Origin of the sequence: Pediococcus acidilactici (genome assembly GCF_016127815.1) — a bacterium.
GTDB lineage: Bacteria > Bacillota > Bacilli > Lactobacillales > Lactobacillaceae > Pediococcus > Pediococcus acidilactici.
The window spans coordinates 1,231,350-1,247,580 of the sequence record NZ_CP066046.1 but is presented as its reverse complement, the minus strand read 5'-3'; the positions used below and the strand labels follow the sequence as shown (position 1 = coordinate 1,247,580).

The window sequence follows — 16,231 nt, the reverse complement described above, 5'->3', positions numbered from 1 at the left end:
TAATAATTACTAGAATAATTAACATGTAATCCTAATTTGGGACTACATCATTATCATTAATTAATACCGTAGTGATTCACGACTCTAATATATAACTACTATTAGTTATGTTATCCACATGCAAAGCCCGCATATGAATAACTCCTGAAGCTATCTAATTATTATGTCTATGCCGTACGATATTTTAAATAGTTATTAATCATGTTAAATGTTTTGCCTTCTGAGATAGGTTTACAACTACGTGAAGGTCTCAAAAGTCCTGTCTTAGTCGGGTTTAACAACTCTGGCTTTAGGGGGATGGTGTGATTAACTTGCTTAATACGGGCATCAAACTCTATCCAATCATATTTTTTTAACATTCCGATGTTATCCCGCATATCCTTAGTGTAAGTTAGATGTGCAAAATCAAAATGATGTTTAGAACCACTTACATTTCTGAGATAGATTACAGGTCTTTGCTTAGTGTCGTTAGCATTTGTGTATATATTAAAACCTATGACTGCTCCCGTGAAGTGTTCTCGTTCGTTATTCATAGTAATTCCTCCAATTACTTAGCATTTTGATAGCTTTAAAATTCAAAAATGCCGTCATATCAACGTTTGTAGGGTGTTTATTTGGTATAAAATATTCATTTTATTTAGTTCAGTGATTCTGTGTACAATAAGCCTCGCAAGCGTATTTTTTTATTTAAATCTGGTTATTTTTTAAATATTCGTCAATTGTTAGGCGGTCGAAGCGGAGTACACCTCCAATTAGAACGGAAGGCAGTCCCTCGGCAATAGCTTTCTGGAGAGTTCTATAGCAGACCCCCATATATTTACATGCCTCTTTCTTGTTCATATATCGAGGGGTAGGGTTGAACATGATGGCTAGTTGTTTCATCAGTTCCTTATTTTCAGTTATCTGAGTTAATTCCATATGTGTATATCCTCCAATTATTTTTTAAGCCATCTAAATATATGGCTATGTATGATTGCTCCCCCTCACACTTCTTAATATGTATAAAAATGAGGGATTTTGCCAAGTTTTTAAAATTAATTATCAATTCTATGCAATTCGATGGAATTAAAACATAAATGGTCTTGTACATAGTTAATATGTATAAGACACTTAAATCTCACAAACAAATTACAGAATAATTTTTAATTTTTTTCCTTACACTCCTAATATGGGGTGAAAATAATGGTTTTTACTAAAAAAATATCAATTTAATGCAATTTCATTTAATCTCTTACATAGATAACATAGTGAAAAACTGGTCGGTTCGAGTAAAAAAATTAAAAAAAATATCCCCATGTCTATATATGTATAAAAAAAACGAGAAAATGCCAAGAAAATACAAAAAATATCAATCAGATACATTTCTATGCCTCTGCAGATAATATGTATAAAAAAGAAATCTCACAAACAAATTGTGAAATCTCTTAAATTTATGTTTTGAGTTGCCTAAATAAAGATTTAAATGTAACATGTAGCTGTTGCGGGTCTGGCTCTGCAACACGGGAGGTCATCCCAATATTTTCAAAAAATGTGAGCCTCGCAAGCAACACAGGAGCGAAAATAAAAATGGCAAAAATTAAAAAATACACAACAAAAACAGGAAAAATTAGATATGAATTTCAAGTATATGCAGGGGTTGATCCTCTAACGGGACGCCAAAAGACCACGAGAAGACGTGGCTTTAAGACGAGGAAAGAGGCCTCCATCGTATTGAGTAGATTAGAATTGGAAATCGAAAAAAGAGGACTACAGGAGGATGAGAGACGCTTTTTCAGGGATGTTTGCACAGAATGGATGGAACAGTACCGCTTAACCGTACGTGAGTCAACGCTAGAGAAGACCCAACGGATTATTAATATTCATGTACTGCCTGCTTTTGGCGACATGCTTATTGACCAAATCACACCCAATGAATGCCAGAAGGTTGTTAACAGGTGGTTTCTGCAAGCAAAGTCTTATAAAAAATGGCTAAATTACGCCTCTATGGTTTTTGATTACGCTCTTAGAGCTGAATATGTGAGTCGAAATCCTTGCACGCTGGTAACAATGCCACGAGTACAGGAACAGGCAGGAGAGAAGCTAGAAAACTTTTGGACTAGAGACGAACTGAATACCTTTTTCGACTATATGACCCCCAAAAGGGACGTAGAACAATTCACCATGTTCAGATTATTGGCTTATTCAGGTATCAGGAAAGGGGAATTACTGGCGCTAACGTGGAAGGATATCGACTTTGAAGGCAACACGTTACGGGTTAACAAGACTCTTACGCAAGGGTTAGGTGGTAAGTTAATCGTGCAACCCCCAAAGAGTAGGGCTGGACGCCGTACAATCGACTTGGATGACAGTACCATGCGATACCTCAGGCAATGGAAGGGTATTCAACGTGAGACTTTTCTGGGGATGGGGTTCAATACTAACAATACTAGTCAGTTGGTATTCGCAAGCAATAGAAATCATTTTCGCTCCATGAATACCCCCACCAAATGGCTTAATAAAGCTATTAAAGCCACGGGACTCAAGCACATCTCAATTCACGGGTTTAGGCACACACACGCCTCACTACTGTATCAGTCTGGAGTAGGTCTTAAGGAGACTCAACAGAGATTGGGACACTCAAGAGCAGACAGTAGCGTTACGCTCGACGTGTACACTCATACGACAGAACAACAGAATGTAGCAGCTTTGCAGAGATTTGAAGATTACGTTGAGGCCAAATAACTAAAATTGGCTAAGCTTTATAGAATTTTTTGTAAAAAATAAGTGCTTTAAACCTTGCCATAATAGGAATAAGTACCAAAAAAATTGGCTAAGCTTTTGGCTAAGTTTTAGGTCAATTCTGTGCAATTTTAAGCAAAACATGAATATTTAGAAGTACAAAAAAATCCCGTCATATCAACGTTTTAACGCTGTATACAACGGGAAGGAATAGCAAAAATGGAGTCGGCGGGAGTCGAACCCGCGTCCAAGCATGTCGCCACTGTAACCTCTACATTCATATCCATACTATTTAAATTCGCGAATTAAGCTGCCGTATGTCAGGGCCTCATTAAAACGCTAGTCTGTAAATCCTCTTCTTAAGCATCCAGGCCAATCCTTAAGCGCAAGTCCACTCTTTTTGAGACCCGTTACTAGCCCGTGGACGAGACTAGGCGGATCACGCTAAGCTACTGTTTAGGCAGCTAAAGCGTAAGAATTGTTATTATTTTTTGCAGTTATAATTAAACTGAACGTTTTTACGTAGACGTAACCTACGAAATGCAGTTACAGTTCGACCCATACCTGTCGAATCCATAACGACCCCGAAATCATGTTACATAGATATTATAACATACGTTCTATTTTACCGACGTTTCTTGTTATTTTCAATCGGAATGGGGCGGTAAGCCAATTGTTGGCCCTGCAAGTTGCGTAAAAGGCGTTCAACTAATTCTGAATTCTGTAAATTCTTCAATAGATAACCTAAAAGATTGTTTTGTGTTGGTTTCATAAAAACTCCCTCCCGTCTGCCATTATCATATTACATTCCCCAAAAAAATCAAACTTCTTTGCCTATTGCTTAACCAATCCTTAAATGTAACAATTATTCTAGAAGATGAAAGGAAGGGACGCCATGAGTCAAATTGAAGAACTGCATCGGGTGCAGTTGCAGATGTTGCAAGTGGTTACGGCCATTTGCGATAAGTATGATATTGAATATATGTTAATTGGCGGTACGTTGCTGGGCGCGATTCGACATGATGGATTTATTCCGTGGGACGACGATGTCGACTTGGGGATGACCCGGGAAAATTATGATAAATTTGCAACCGTGGCGCCGGTTGAGTTCCAACATACCCATTACTTTATGCAAACTGCGGATACGGATCCTAATTTTGCGTTTAGTTATATGAAGATTTTAGATACCAATACTTATATTGAAGAGAAAAATAACGTCAACGACGCGCGGAAGGGAATCTTTATCGATATTTTTCCGTTTGATAAGGTTCCTCGCCAACCTGAAATTCGCCAAGCGGTTTATAACCGGTTCAAAATCGCGGATACGGCAATCTTACTGCGCCTAGGGTATAACGTCATCAAGACGCCGTTTCGTAAGGATCCTAAGGATAAGAGCTTGGACCTCTTCATGAGTGTCGCAAAGCTGAAGGAACGGCGAGAAAACATCATGCGGTTGTATAATCATGAACCGTTCCACCATTATAAGAACTATGCTTCCCAATACGCCTACGATAAAGAGGTTTTGAGCCAGCGGGAACTCACCGAGTTAACCAAGCATAAGTTTGAAAATCTTGAGGTTGCCATCCCCAAGCATTATGATAAAATTTTAACCCGGATGTACGGAGACTACATGGAACTGCCTCCAGAAAAAAATCGCGTGGCAAAGCACATCGACGTGGTGATCATCGATGGCAAGCACGTGGAATAGGGATGAAAAGAGCAATTGAAAAAGTTGAAGGAACGAATGGATGCGTTTAGTGATGCGGTAATCGCCATTATCATCACCATCATGGTGTTGGAGCTGCCGTTACCGCAACACGATGCGTTAAGTGAATATTTACAATTTGGGAAAAGCATTGGTATTTTCTTCATTAGTTTTTGTTTCGTAGCCAACATTTGGTACCAACACGCCATGTTGTTCAAGGATAGTGATACCATGAACGACCGCGTTTTCGTTAAGGAGTTTACCTTTTTGGCGTTCTTAAGTCTGACGCCAATTTTTACCAAAGTCATTATTTATGACACTAATCGGACTACCGTAATGGCGTACGGGGTGTTGACCATGATTGTCAGCATCCTGTTTATGTGGCTCAGCTATGAAGTTATCAAGCAAAAGTACACTAGCCACCACGAAATGAGACGGATTTTCCATAAGATTTATGATAACCACAACAACTTTCTTGGCTTCGCGAGCGTGTTAATTTTAGTGTTAGCCTATTTCTATCCGAAGTGGGCCGTAGTTATCTACTTGGCAATTCCGGTCTTTTCGTTTATGGTCACCCGGCACGATTATACGGACTTCCAAGACGTTACGGAACTTCCGGAAGCCGAACAGAATCAGTTCTTGAGTGCGAATAATGTTGATTTACATGAGTTAAGGAAGAAACAACGCGAAATTATGAAGAAATACCGGGGACACGGGCGTAAGCGCAACGATCCCGAACTCCAAGCTGAGTTGCGCAAGCTATTTCAAAGCTATCCCGACTTGGCCAAACGAAATCGTCATCAGCGCGGACAATATGGAAATAACTAAAAATCAGTTAAATTTTAATTTTCACTGGGCAACCAAAACGAGGTCGTTTACCAAGTTTTGGTTACCCAGTTTTTTTGTGGCTTGATTTATGAGCAGTCAATTGTGGAGATTGCATAAGATGTGTCAACTAAGATGGTGAATTTGGCTTTATAAAAGCGTGTCGAGAGTGCAATATAAGGGATTTGAAGTTCCTTTTACCCTGGAAAAGATTTTTAAAGAGCATCATTGCACCGGGCAACGAGTCTGACCGGCACCACCTACGCAGACCATCAACGATTACCGATATTTTTATTTGTGTAAGCGTTTTTGTGGAACGCAATTTTCCACCATGTTATCTTATAGACATAAGGAGGGATGTGTTATGGTAAAGTCGAGGAACCGAATTTTACATTATATTTTAGTAGCTGTTAGTGTTGTAATTGTTGTATTAGGTTTTAGCGTTATCAAGGCTTCCGCGCACGGATACGTTACTAATCCTGGAGGCCGGGCTTATTTAGGAAGTAGCGAGTTTCCTGGTAAACCATTGAACGAAAATATTGGACCAGTAATGTACGAACCGCAAAGTATCGAAGCGCCGAAAAATACCTTTATCGATGGTAAAATTGCGAGCGCGGGGCTTGCTAAGTTTTCTCAATTAGACGAGCAAACTGCCGATCGTTGGTACAAGACGCCGATTAAGAGTGGTGCCTTTGATATTACCTGGCACCTAACCGCTCCACACAGTACCAGTACGTGGGATTACTACATTACCAAACCAGGCTGGGACCCGAATAAACCGTTAAAATTCAGTGATTTCAAGAAAATTGCTAGTTTTGACGACCACGGGGCAACCCCAGGAACCGAAGTAACGCACAAAATTAACATTCCGGACCAAAAGGGATACCACGTGATCCTAAGCGTATGGAATATTGCTAATACGGCAAATGCCTTTTACCAAGTTTCAGATGTTAATATTCAATAATTCACGGAAGAAGTTACAAACAGTGGGACCAAAGTCGGATAGTTTGTGAGCATTAATAAAACCCCATTAATCATGGTTTAGATGATTGGTGGGGTTTTAGTTATGTTGAAATAAACCAGTTTTCTTAGTGCGGTTGATGCTAAAGTCCTAAATGTTTTTAACCGTTTTTTATTCGGCGGGCTTGAGCACCACTAAAAAAAAGCTTCATTAAAATGTATGTAGAAAATTGAAATGAATGAAGACTCAGGATGTAGAACTGTTTTTAGTTAGTTTCCAGATACGTGATTAGGCCAAACAAAAAACCGCAATTTGCGGTTTTTTAATTATTCGTGATCTTTATCGTCTTTCTTGTCTAACTTGTCTTTTAATTCTTCCATTGCGCCGGCAGCGGAATCCTTTACGTCAGCAAGTTTGTCTTTAACTTTGCCCGCCATGTTTTGTGCTTTGCCTTTGCTTTCTTCCTTCTTGTCGCCAGTTAATTTACCAGCACCTTCGTGTACTTTACCTGCAACTTTGTCCTTAGTGTTTTCCATTCTGTCTTTATCCATAAATATTATCCCCCTTTGAATATTTTTGGTACATCTTTATTTTAGCAGGGGTCGCCCTTAAAAGTGAATTTATATGCTCACGGACTTGTGTAAGGGGGTTAAAAGGCGTATTATGAAACCGAATTCATATTCAAATAAAATAATATCTACACTAGGGGTGTTCTTAGAAGAACTGAGATGCGCTTGTGCAGCGTGATCCCTTTGAACCTGTAAGTTGATACTTGCGAAGGAAAGTGTTTATTGGGCGAAAACCATCCTTCTCAAGGGTGGTTTTTTTGTTGGTTGCCGATGGAGGATGTTAGTAAACGCGGTCGTCAATCTGCAGCGATGGTTCGCTGGTAGAGACCGCCTTCGGTACATCGCTTGGTGGAGATATGAATGAGGAGCTGATCAAATGGATTTACAAGGAATTAAGCGAATTCGAGAGGTTAACCCGGTGGTAGTTAACTACGCCAATTTTGTGACCCCGTTTTTAGTGGCAAACGGGTTAAACGCGGTGGGGGCTTCCCCAATTATGAGTGAAGAGGAAAGCGAAGCCGAAGAACTGGTCCGCTTGGCGTCCGCGGTGACTATTAACCTTGGAGCGGTACGTCGAGAAGGCTGGGCAGACATCGAAACGCTGTGCCAAGCGGCGAACGACCAACAAAAACCGCTCGTTTTGGATCCGGTAGCGGTCGGAGCAACCCAGTACCGCCAGCAATTAAACTTCCGGTTGTTGAAAAAGTATCACTTCGACATAATTCGTGGTAATTTAGGCGAGATTGCCGTATTAGCTGGGATTGATTGGCAAACTCGTGGAATTGACGCGGGAAACGGCGACGGGGATGCACATCAAGTGGTGAAAGCTTGCGCACAAAAGTACCATAACGTGGTGATTGCGAGTGGGGCAACCGACTACGTTAGTGACGGAACCCGGGTGGTCGAGATTCACAACCAAACCCGGCTTTTGCCGGCGGTGGTGGGCTCGGGAGATTTACTTTCGAGTTTAGCAGCCGCATTTTGTGCGATCGGACCAACGCCGTTGCAGGCGGCAATTAACGCAAGTTTGACCTTGTCGTGCGCCGGTGAACGGATTGCCGAAAAATTGCACGACCAGTATTTGCCAGGGAGTTTTTTGAACGGGCTGATGGATGAATTGGCAAACATCACGGTTGTCCAAGTTGAAGAAAGAATGAAAGTTGAGGAATGATTAACATGGATACAAAAAAGCCAGCGCAAGTTTTAACGATTGCCGGAACGGATAGCGGCGGCGGAGCTGGAATCCAAGCGGATTTGAAAACGATGCAGGAACGCCGGGTTTTTGGAACCTGCGTGGTGGTCGCGGTGACCGCTCAAAATACGCTGGGGGTGACCGACGTGGCGGTGATGCCACGCCACATTATCGACCATCAGTTTGCGGCGTTGGCCGAAGATTTAGATATTAAAGCTGCAAAAACGGGGATGTTGGCTAATTCGGCAGTTGTTGACGCGGTTGTGGAAAACTATCAAAAGTATGATTTTGGACCTTTAGTGGTGGATCCGGTGATGATTGCAAAGGGCGGTGCGAAACTACTGAGCGACGAAGCCATTGAAGCGGTGCGGACCCGGTTGTTGCCACTGGCTTACCTAATTACCCCGAACCTCCCTGAAGCTGAAAAATTAGCGGGGATGCCAATTAAAAATAACGCAGATGCCAAAGTGGCTGCTGCCCGGTTGCAGGAACTGGGCGCACAAAACGTCTTGATTAAGGGTGGTCATTTTAGTGATTCAGCAGAAAGTCGCGATTACGTTCTGTTCGCGGACGGTAGCGAGTTAGAGTTAGCTAGCCCCCGTTACGAAACCAGCAACACCCACGGCACTGGCGACACGATTTCGTCAGTAATCGTGTCGGAAATCGCGAAGGGGAAATCTTTAAAACAAGCCCTACAAATTGGCAAAGCCTTTATTAACGCCGCGATTAGTGACGGAATTCAGGTGGGACACGGGCACGGCCCGTTAAACCATTGGGCATATCGGGAGGTTGAAAATGAAATTTAATCCAACAATGCTACAAGCCTACTTTATTGCCGGTACCCAGGACGTGGCTAGCAAGGCGGACTTTTTACCGACGGTGGAACGAATCGTGCAATCCGGAGCCACTGCCTTTCAGTTTCGTAACAAGGGGGCGGTGAAAACCGCTAGTCGTGACGAAGTAGTTGAACTAGCCCGGGCTTGTCAACAGATTACCCAAAAATACCAGATTCCGCTGTTTATTGATGACGACGTAGACTTAGCGTTGGCCGTGGGGGCGGAGGGGATTCACGTCGGTCAAAAAGACGAACGGATTACCTCGGTCTTAGAACGCGTCGGCGACCAAATGATCGTGGGGCTTTCGTGCAATACCGCGGCGCAAATCACCGCTGCCAACCAGTTGAACGGCGTAGACTACTTGGGAACCGGAACCGTCTACGAAACTAACTCCAAAGCCGATGCTGGGAATGCCCTAGGAGTGGATAAATTACGTGAATTAGTCCAGATGAGTAACTTTCCGGTCGTTGCGATAGGTGGAATCACGCTGGAGCGGGTTGCTGAAACGGTGGCAACTGGCGTGGCTGGAATTGCGGCCATCAGCATGTTTATTCAAATGACTGATCCTGCCCAGCAAATTGCTGGAATTAAAGCCACGGTCGCCCAAGCAGGAGGTGCAGCATGTTCTCCGAAGAAATAAAGCAAGCTGCCCAGCCAATTTTACACGACATTCAACAGCATCCGTTTGTGCAGGGGATTCAGGCGGGCAAAGTTCCAAGCGCAGCCTTAGCGGTTTACGTGGAGCAGGACACCTGCTTTTTGAACGCCTTTGCGAAGGTTTTTGCTGGAGCGTTGGTAAAAAGTCAAACCAAGGAACGGATGCGTTTTTTCAGCGAACAAATTCAATATTCACTTGCGGATGAGTCAGCGGCCCACCAGATTTTATGCGACATCGCCGGCATTGAATTAGCCGAGCACCAGCACGCTGAACCCCGGCCATTAACTGCGTTGTACACGGAGCATTTATTCACGGCGGTTCGCGAAGGAGATTTGTTAGACATTGCAGCGGTCGTGTTGCCGTGCCCGTGGACGTACAATGAAATCAGTCAAGCGATTGTGGAAAACGCCGCACCTGACAACCCCTTCTTGCCGTGGATTGAATTCTACCAAGGCGACGAAGAAGGTGCTGGCGACGATTCGGTTACCCAGTTATTTGCGATGCTGGACGAGGCCGCGCCTAAATTAAGTGCCCAGCGCAAAGAAGAAATTACCCACCGCTTTTTGCGTAGTTGTGAATTAGAGTATGATTTCTGGGAACAGGCGTATTCGCAAAAGGATTGGAAGTATCGGTGGAAATAAAAAGACTTTAAAACTAGCATACTTCAAAATGAAGGCGGAAATCATGCGTTGCGGATTTCCGCTTTTTTGGTGGGGGCGTTCTCTGTGGCATAGCCAAAATGAACTCCAGCCACCAATCTTCTCCGGTTAGTCCAATTTTGGAATCAACCGCCCAACCCGCGATTAATTCCAAAATTAAACTAATCCTCAAAGATTACCCAGTGGCTGCCGTTCTCTAATTTAAAATGAACTCCAGCCCCTAGCTTATTCCGGTTAGCCAAAGCCAGTAATCAAGCACTAAGCCCGTGCTTAATCACTAGCTTCTGCTAATCCTCACAAGCTACCCAGGGGCTTCCGTTCTCTCAAACGAAAACGAGTTTCAGCCCTCAAGGCTCTGCGGTTAACCCAAACCAGCCATCAATCGCCAAACTCACGATTAATGGCTGGTTTACGTTAATCCTCGATCCTTACCCGAGGGCTTTCACTCTCTCATCTTTCATACTATACTTAACTACTATCAACAAAAAGAAAGAGGCATTCGATGGATCCACAAACCGTTTTAAAATCTAACTTTGGCTACGATACCTTTCGGCCGGGGCAAGCGCGCGTCATTGACGCCGTGCTTCACCGGCAAAACGTCTTGGCAATCATGCCCACCGGGGGCGGCAAGTCGCTTTGCTACCAAATTCCGGCCCTCATGCAATCGGGATTGACCCTCGTGGTTTCACCGCTCATTTCGCTAATGAAGGATCAGGTCGATACCTTGGTGGACAACGGCATTTCCGCAACCTTCATTAATAGTACGTTAGATTACATGGAAATTAACGAACGCTTTGCGGCCGCACGTAATCGACAGGTGAAATTGTTGTACATTTCGCCAGAACGGTTAGATTCCGACTACTTTGACCAGCTGGCTTCCTTACCGATCGATCTATTGGCAATTGACGAGGCCCACTGTATTTCACAATGGGGCCATGATTTTCGGCCCAGTTACCTAAACCTAACCGACCTAGTGCAACATTTGCCAACTCGACCGACGATTATTGCACTGACGGCAACGGCGACTCCGCGGGTGGCCACGGACATCAAGGAACGTTTAGGAATTACCGAACAGGTTCAAACTGGCTTTGCGCGCGAAAACTTGGCGTTTAAAGTGGTTAAGAACCAGGATAGCGACCGCTTCTTAATGGACTACCTCAAGTTAAACCAGGACCAGTCCGGAATCATCTACGCCAGCACGGTTAAGGAAGTGGAACGCCTTCATCGAATTTTAACTAAGAAAAAGTTCAACGTGACGATGTATCACGGACAACTTAGTAAGGCAGAGCGACGCCAAAACCAAGAGGACTTCCTTTTCGACCGGGTGCCGGTGATGATTGCCACCAACGCGTTTGGGATGGGAATTGACAAGAGTAACGTCCGTTTTGTCATCCATGACCAGATTCCTGGCAGCATTGAAGCGTACTACCAAGAAGCGGGGCGCGCCGGTCGGGATGGCCTGCCTAGTGAAGCAATCCTGCTATATAAGTTACGGGATGTGCAAATTCAACATTATTACATTGAAAGCTCGGAACGGGATGAGGAAAGTAAGGAAGTCGAATACCAGAAGCTCCAGGCAATGAGTCAGTACGGCAACACTCAGATGTGTTTGCAACGCTACATTTTAAATTATTTCCACGAAGATGGTCCGGATTGTGGATACTGCGGGAACTGTTTAGACACTCGCGAAGCACAAGACATCACCATTGAAACTCAACAAGTTTTGTCGTGCATGCACCGAATGGGCGAGCGGTTTGGAAAAGAAATGGTGGCACTCGTATTGACCGGTTCGCAAAACCAGCGCGTCAAGCAGTTTCATTTTGAAAAGTTATCGACGTACGGTCTAATGAAGCAAAAGACCAAAAAGCAGGTTACCGAGTTGATCGATTACCTAGTTGCTTCGGGAATAATCGCGATGGAAGGCGGCCAGTATCCCGTCTTGAAAAATACTGCGGCCGGACTAGATATTTTGCGTGGTAAGCAGCGGGTAACCCGCAAAGTGGCGGTCAGAGCCGAAAAATCATTGCCAACTAACGACGCCTTGTTTGAAGAGTTGCGTCAGTTGCGGCGTGATTTAGCCGAAGAACAACACGTTCCGCCATTTGTAATCTTTTCTGATAAAACCCTCCGCGACATGTGTGCGGTGCTTCCGGAAACGTTGGATGAAATGTTAGACGTTAAGGGAATTGGGGAAAATAAATTAGCCAAGTATGGCGAACAGTTCCTCAAAGTATTGCAAAATTACCAAGAAGCTTAGTTTTTTATAAAGGTGAGGCAATTTTTGGTTAGTTAGGACCTAAATCGTTTTAAAATACAAGAAGGTAAAAATCTTCAATCGGATTGGAAAGCGATGCGTTATTTAACTTAAACTAATCGCGCTAGGAGGATGCTTTTTGCGTTTTAGAACATTTTGGGGATGGCTTTTGATTTTCGGGATTGCGGCGTGGTTGATTAAAAGCGACGTGGTGACAATTCCTGCCGGCGTTCAGCAAACCTTCCGTACGGGAATTAATAAAGTGGCGACCAGCTTAGATTCGGTGATTGATTCCAACTGGAACTTTAACCAGAATAAAGCGACTAAGGCGGACCAGGCGAGCGGAAAAGCAACTCCGGTTGAGTCGGTAGTGAAGGGAAAGAATTTGTCGAAGACCTATTACTACAGTTTCGCGCCGAATACGCCAGAAAACGTTCAGAAGGTCTTTCAACAAGCAATCAAGCAGTACAACCAAACGGGAATTGTGGATCTGGAACCCGGACCAATGCACAACTGGCTAAACCACGTGACGCTCGGTGTTTACCAAAAGGCCATGCCAGAAAACCAAGACCGGACTATTGAGCTAGGGGTGGGCGGCCCCGACGTGATTGAACAACAGGGGGTCGTTAGCCGGATTGCTAACCACGCCTCGGCGAAACTAAACATTTATTATAACCGCTCGATTTCTCAATCAGTTGCGCTTCACGAACTGGGGCATGCGTTAGGGTTAGATCACAGCCAAAGCTTGACCTCAATCATGTATCCGATTGACCGGGGACAGCAAGGCTTAAGTGAAGAGGACTTAAACGGCTTGCGCTCGATTTATGGGAAGCAAACGGATGAAAACGAGTAGTTAGCAAGAAAATTCTAAGAGACTTAACCCTTGATTTAGAGGGGTTTTTGCGCAATTGATAAACGACTGGATATGTTCTTCCAGTCGTTTTTTGTGTATAATGGCTATCGTTGTCTAAACTAGCTTAGGGAGTAGGTTGCGAGGTGCCAAGTGAACTAGTTTAAGACGACAACTGCGCACTTTATTTTTGTTACAAAAGATTACAACGGAGTTACAAAACCAAGTAAATTAAGTGACATTGTACCCGACTGGGTGCGATTCAGTTGAAACTTACCCTGTTAAATGATAGATTAAATTGTGACTTATTGAAAATGGAGAGATACTGTATGAAAAAAACGCTAACGTGGTTAGGGGTTACAGTAGGGTCTTTAGTCGTCTTTGCGGGCGCGGGCTTTGGGTTGACCTTAGTCAATAAGGATTCTCTAGCTACGCACTTTATCGAAAAGTACACGGGGTCAAAATCCGACTCCGCAAGTAGTTCAGGTACCACATCATCTTCGTCCGATTTGCTTAAAGTATCGAAGAGCTCTAACCTCGATTCGATTTTAAACAACGGCGAGTATAATGGTTCAGCAGCATTAAATACAGGTAAGAAAATTCTCGTTAGTTCGCGTGGCTACGGCAACCACGCAAATAAAATTACGATGACGCGAGATAGTCGTTTTGTGATGGGGAAAATACAAGACGTGGTCAATAACGCGGTCATCATGCACTTGATTGACACTGGCAAGGTGAAGTTAAACGACAAGCTGTCGAAGTACGATAAGGACGTTGCCGGTGCGGACTTAATCACCGTTAAGGAAGTCATGAATCAGACTTCGGGGCTGTCAGCCGCTGACTTTTCGGCGACCGGCTCGGCAAAGGACTTGATTAAGAAGGTCAACGCGGACGCTGCGTACGATTCAGCAAGTGAAGGTACATATTCGGATTCAAGAGTTAACACTATTTTACAAGCAGCAATTATTCAAAAGGCGACCGGCCAAAGTTATCGGTCGGTCATTCAAGACTTGCTGGATCAGCTCGAACTTGATCAGACCACGTTTGGTTTGAAGAATAAGACGGTTGACTACTACGAGAGTGGCGATTCGCTCAATGGCACGAAGGTTTCGTTGGACGACTTGGACACTAAGGCAATCAACCGCCTTGGTAAAGATCAGCTAGTTAGTTCGCCTAGCGACATGGCGCAGCTCTTCAATTATCTCTTCAATAGTGATTACGTTGCTCCTGCAACCTTGGACAAAGTTTTCAAGGATGCTAAGGGCGACCACGCAGCGGGCTTTTCAGTTGATGGAAACTCACTAAGCCTTGCCCAATCAATTGCAGGCGGGCGTAACCGTGTGGAATGGAACTTGAAGGACCAAACGGGAACCTTCCTATTTAGTAATTACGTTAATGGGGAAGATAATCTCGCATCAATTTCAACAAATATGTTTGACTACTTAAGATAACTTTCGGAGGATTTCATGGAAACTGCAGAAACACAACAGATTAGTATTGGCCAAATCTTAGCCATACTTCGAAAACATATTGGATTAATTTTTGCTAGCACGTTTATTATTACTTTATTGGCTGCGCTAATGACGTTCTTTGTGATGACGCCTAAGTACAGCGCAACTACTCAAATCTTGGTTAATCGGAAGCTGTCGGATGACATGGCGGGCGCACAATTACAACAAACCCAAGCCGATGTGCAGATGATTAATACATATAAAGATATTATTACTAGTCCAACGGTTCTACGTGAGGCGGACGAAAAATTAACCGGTCTTCCGGGTTACAAGAGCGGCGTTGATAACCTAAAGAGCTCCATTTCAATCAGTAGTCAACAAAACTCCCAAGTTTTCTCGATTAATGCCAAAAGCACTAACCCGAATACGGCAGCTAAGATGGCAAACGAAACTGCTAAGGTCTTCAAGCGTAAGGTTGTAAAGATCATGAGCATCAACAACGTTTCGATTGTTTCTAAAGCTACTCCAGACGATGACCCAGTTAGTCCACGGACAAAACTTAATATCGCAGCTGGAATCGTAATTGGTTTCTTGCTCGGAGTTGGATTGGCGTTCTTACGTGAATTTAGCGACCGGACGGTTACTTCAGAAGAATTCCTTACTGAGGAACTCGGTTTGAAGGGGCTTGGGATTATTAGCGAAATTGACGAGAACGAAATTCGTCGAAAGATTGCGCCTAAGATTGGTGGCAATAACCGTGATGATGGCGAAACTAGAATGCGCAGAAGGGTCTAGGTGATAAGCATGTTTTTTAAGAAGAAACCAAAGCTAGATAATGAAAGTCTAAAAAATGGAGTCGGATTGATTACTTATAATGATCCTACTTCCACAATTGCTGAACAATTCCGGACGGTGCGGACGAACATCCAATTCTCGTCAGTGGATAAGCAATTAAAATCGATCGTCTTTACCTCTTCGGCACCATCTGAAGGAAAGTCGACCGTCAGCAACAACGTGGCGGTAACTTGGGCTGACCAAGGCAAAAGTGTTCTAATCGTTGACGCGGATATGCGCCGCCCAACCGTGCACCGGACTTTCCGGACTAGCAACGCGGTTGGTTTAAGTAACCTATTGGCTGGCACTGGTAGCTTGGATGACGCAATTCACAGTACGGTAGTAGAAAATCTTTCCGTAATGCCTAGTGGTCCAATTCCACCTAACCCATCCGAACTTTTAGGTTCATCTAAGATGGTTAACCTTCTAGGGGTGCTCACCACCAAGTTTGACTTGGTTATTATCGATGCACCGCCCGTCAATACGGTTACCGACGCACAAGTTTTGGCTGCACGTGCGGACGGGACTGTTTTAGTAGTGCCTCAAGGAATCGCGGATAAAGCGGGCGTTCGGCATGCTAAACAAATGCTCGAAACGGTTCAGGCAAACATTTTGGGTGCCATTTTGAACCGTGCATCTGCTGAAAAATCAACGGGTTACTATGGTGGCTATTACGGTGGCTACTATGGTGGTTATTATGGAACGGATGATAAGTAATC

At 43.9% G+C, this 16,231-nt stretch carries 17 protein-coding genes, 1 other RNA gene and 1 riboswitch; of the genes, 13 read left to right on the top strand and 5 right to left on the bottom strand.

Annotated features, from left to right (window positions below; genetic code table 11):
- Positions 1-167 precede the first annotated feature (167 nt).
- Together I6H64_RS06285 and I6H64_RS06280 are read right to left on the bottom strand one after the other, a co-directional pair.
- A complete protein-coding gene (locus I6H64_RS06285) occupies positions 168-533 on the bottom strand; it encodes a hypothetical protein (RefSeq protein WP_024862528.1) in 366 nt (121 codons plus the stop codon).
- A gap of 154 nt (positions 534-687) precedes the next feature.
- The gene (locus I6H64_RS06280) at positions 688-918 is read right to left on the bottom strand and encodes an excisionase family DNA-binding protein (RefSeq protein ID WP_002831219.1); all 231 of its coding nucleotides are present in this window, start codon (positions 916-918) and stop codon (positions 688-690) included.
- 648 nt (positions 919-1,566) lie between these two features.
- On the opposite strand from I6H64_RS06280, the gene I6H64_RS06275 reads away from it, so the two are divergent.
- Positions 1,567-2,721 carry a tyrosine-type recombinase/integrase gene (locus I6H64_RS06275; protein ID WP_036685953.1) on the top strand — a complete coding sequence of 385 codons (1,155 nt, stop codon included), beginning with the start codon at positions 1,567-1,569 and terminating at the stop codon, positions 2,719-2,721.
- Positions 2,722-2,935: 214 nt separating this feature from the next.
- Here I6H64_RS06275 and ssrA read toward each other — a convergent pair.
- Positions 2,936-3,304: a transfer-messenger RNA gene (gene ssrA, locus I6H64_RS06270) on the bottom strand.
- A 39-nt stretch (positions 3,305-3,343) separates the two neighbouring features.
- Positions 3,344-3,490: a hypothetical protein gene (locus I6H64_RS06265; protein WP_005919478.1), complete on the bottom strand. Its 147-nt coding sequence runs from the start codon at positions 3,488-3,490 to the stop codon at positions 3,344-3,346.
- A gap of 123 nt (positions 3,491-3,613) precedes the next feature.
- Here I6H64_RS06265 and I6H64_RS06260 point away from each other — a divergent pair, with 123 nt between their 5' ends.
- From I6H64_RS06260 to I6H64_RS06250, 3 genes are all read left to right on the top strand, one after another.
- Positions 3,614-4,426 carry a LicD family protein gene (locus I6H64_RS06260; protein WP_008842435.1) on the top strand — a complete coding sequence of 271 codons (813 nt, stop codon included), beginning with the start codon at positions 3,614-3,616 and terminating at the stop codon, positions 4,424-4,426.
- Positions 4,427-4,441: 15 nt separating this feature from the next.
- Positions 4,442-5,251, top strand: coding sequence for a TMEM175 family protein (locus tag I6H64_RS06255; protein WP_008842436.1), 810 nt, complete (start codon positions 4,442-4,444; stop codon positions 5,249-5,251).
- 361 nt (positions 5,252-5,612) lie between these two features.
- A complete protein-coding gene (locus tag I6H64_RS06250; RefSeq protein WP_008842437.1) occupies positions 5,613-6,212 on the top strand; it encodes a lytic polysaccharide monooxygenase auxiliary activity family 9 protein in 600 nt (199 codons plus the stop codon).
- A 323-nt stretch (positions 6,213-6,535) separates the two neighbouring features.
- Here I6H64_RS06250 and I6H64_RS06245 read toward each other — a convergent pair whose 3' ends face one another.
- Positions 6,536-6,760: a CsbD family protein gene (locus I6H64_RS06245; RefSeq protein ID WP_002829841.1), complete on the bottom strand. Its 225-nt coding sequence runs from the start codon at positions 6,758-6,760 to the stop codon at positions 6,536-6,538.
- Between the two features lie 143 nt (positions 6,761-6,903).
- Positions 6,904-7,009: riboswitch (TPP riboswitch) on the top strand.
- A 145-nt stretch (positions 7,010-7,154) separates the two neighbouring features.
- On the opposite strand from I6H64_RS06245, the gene thiM reads away from it, so the two are divergent.
- The 9 genes from thiM to I6H64_RS06200 all read left to right on the top strand — a co-directional run bounded on the left by thiM (position 7,155) and on the right by I6H64_RS06200 (position 16,229).
- Positions 7,155-7,949 carry a hydroxyethylthiazole kinase gene (gene thiM, locus I6H64_RS06240; RefSeq protein WP_036685828.1) on the top strand — a complete coding sequence of 265 codons (795 nt, stop codon included), beginning with the start codon at positions 7,155-7,157 and terminating at the stop codon, positions 7,947-7,949.
- Positions 7,946-8,776, top strand: coding sequence for a bifunctional hydroxymethylpyrimidine kinase/phosphomethylpyrimidine kinase (gene thiD / locus I6H64_RS06235; protein ID WP_008842257.1), 831 nt, complete (start codon positions 7,946-7,948; stop codon positions 8,774-8,776). Before thiM ends, thiD begins: the two co-directional genes overlap by 4 nt.
- The gene (thiE, locus tag I6H64_RS06230; RefSeq protein WP_036685811.1) at positions 8,766-9,446 is read left to right on the top strand and encodes a thiamine phosphate synthase; all 681 of its coding nucleotides are present in this window, start codon (positions 8,766-8,768) and stop codon (positions 9,444-9,446) included. Before thiD ends, thiE begins: the two co-directional genes overlap by 11 nt.
- Complete coding sequence (tenA, locus tag I6H64_RS06225) at positions 9,428-10,105, top strand: thiaminase II (protein WP_008842259.1); 678 nt, start codon at positions 9,428-9,430, stop codon at positions 10,103-10,105. The genes thiE and tenA overlap by 19 nt, the downstream gene beginning before the upstream one ends.
- A 520-nt stretch (positions 10,106-10,625) precedes the next feature.
- Positions 10,626-12,380: a DNA helicase RecQ gene (gene recQ / locus I6H64_RS06220; RefSeq protein WP_008842260.1), complete on the top strand. Its 1,755-nt coding sequence runs from the start codon at positions 10,626-10,628 to the stop codon at positions 12,378-12,380.
- Positions 12,381-12,516: 136 nt separating this feature from the next.
- The gene (locus tag I6H64_RS06215) at positions 12,517-13,230 is read left to right on the top strand and encodes a matrixin family metalloprotease (protein WP_005917527.1); all 714 of its coding nucleotides are present in this window, start codon (positions 12,517-12,519) and stop codon (positions 13,228-13,230) included.
- Positions 13,231-13,556: 326 nt separating this feature from the next.
- Positions 13,557-14,678 (top strand): serine hydrolase domain-containing protein, encoded by a 1,122-nt coding sequence (locus I6H64_RS06210; RefSeq protein WP_008842261.1) that lies wholly within the window; start codon positions 13,557-13,559, stop codon positions 14,676-14,678.
- Positions 14,679-14,693: 15 nt separating this feature from the next.
- Positions 14,694-15,473 carry a YveK family protein gene (locus I6H64_RS06205; RefSeq protein ID WP_005917523.1) on the top strand — a complete coding sequence of 260 codons (780 nt, stop codon included), beginning with the start codon at positions 14,694-14,696 and terminating at the stop codon, positions 15,471-15,473.
- Positions 15,474-15,482: 9 nt separating this feature from the next.
- Positions 15,483-16,229 (top strand): CpsD/CapB family tyrosine-protein kinase, encoded by a 747-nt coding sequence (locus I6H64_RS06200; protein ID WP_008842262.1) that lies wholly within the window; start codon positions 15,483-15,485, stop codon positions 16,227-16,229.
- Positions 16,230-16,231: the final 2 nt, after the last annotated feature.

What these genes read in the sequence shown, in the direction of transcription:
- thiM (WP_036685828.1), top strand. Translation starts at nt 7,155, where the DNA reads ATGGATTTACAAGGAATTAAGCGAATTCGAGAGGTTAACCCGGTGGTA.
- I6H64_RS06285 (WP_024862528.1), bottom strand. Translation starts at nt 533, where the DNA reads ATGAATAACGAACGAGAACACTTCACGGGAGCAGTCATAGGTTTTAAT.
- I6H64_RS06260 (WP_008842435.1), top strand. Translation starts at nt 3,614, where the DNA reads ATGAGTCAAATTGAAGAACTGCATCGGGTGCAGTTGCAGATGTTGCAA.
- thiE (WP_036685811.1), top strand. Translation starts at nt 8,766, where the DNA reads ATGAAATTTAATCCAACAATGCTACAAGCCTACTTTATTGCCGGTACC.
- I6H64_RS06265 (WP_005919478.1), bottom strand. Translation starts at nt 3,490, where the DNA reads ATGAAACCAACACAAAACAATCTTTTAGGTTATCTATTGAAGAATTTA.
- recQ (WP_008842260.1), top strand. Translation starts at nt 10,626, where the DNA reads ATGGATCCACAAACCGTTTTAAAATCTAACTTTGGCTACGATACCTTT.
- tenA (WP_008842259.1), top strand. Translation starts at nt 9,428, where the DNA reads ATGTTCTCCGAAGAAATAAAGCAAGCTGCCCAGCCAATTTTACACGAC.
- thiD (WP_008842257.1), top strand. Translation starts at nt 7,946, where the DNA reads ATGATTAACATGGATACAAAAAAGCCAGCGCAAGTTTTAACGATTGCC.
- I6H64_RS06245 (WP_002829841.1), bottom strand. Translation starts at nt 6,760, where the DNA reads ATGGATAAAGACAGAATGGAAAACACTAAGGACAAAGTTGCAGGTAAA.
- I6H64_RS06275 (WP_036685953.1), top strand. Translation starts at nt 1,567, where the DNA reads ATGGCAAAAATTAAAAAATACACAACAAAAACAGGAAAAATTAGATAT.
- I6H64_RS06200 (WP_008842262.1), top strand. Translation starts at nt 15,483, where the DNA reads ATGTTTTTTAAGAAGAAACCAAAGCTAGATAATGAAAGTCTAAAAAAT.
- I6H64_RS06250 (WP_008842437.1), top strand. Translation starts at nt 5,613, where the DNA reads ATGGTAAAGTCGAGGAACCGAATTTTACATTATATTTTAGTAGCTGTT.
- I6H64_RS06280 (WP_002831219.1), bottom strand. Translation starts at nt 918, where the DNA reads ATGGAATTAACTCAGATAACTGAAAATAAGGAACTGATGAAACAACTA.
- I6H64_RS06205 (WP_005917523.1), top strand. Translation starts at nt 14,694, where the DNA reads ATGGAAACTGCAGAAACACAACAGATTAGTATTGGCCAAATCTTAGCC.
- I6H64_RS06210 (WP_008842261.1), top strand. Translation starts at nt 13,557, where the DNA reads ATGAAAAAAACGCTAACGTGGTTAGGGGTTACAGTAGGGTCTTTAGTC.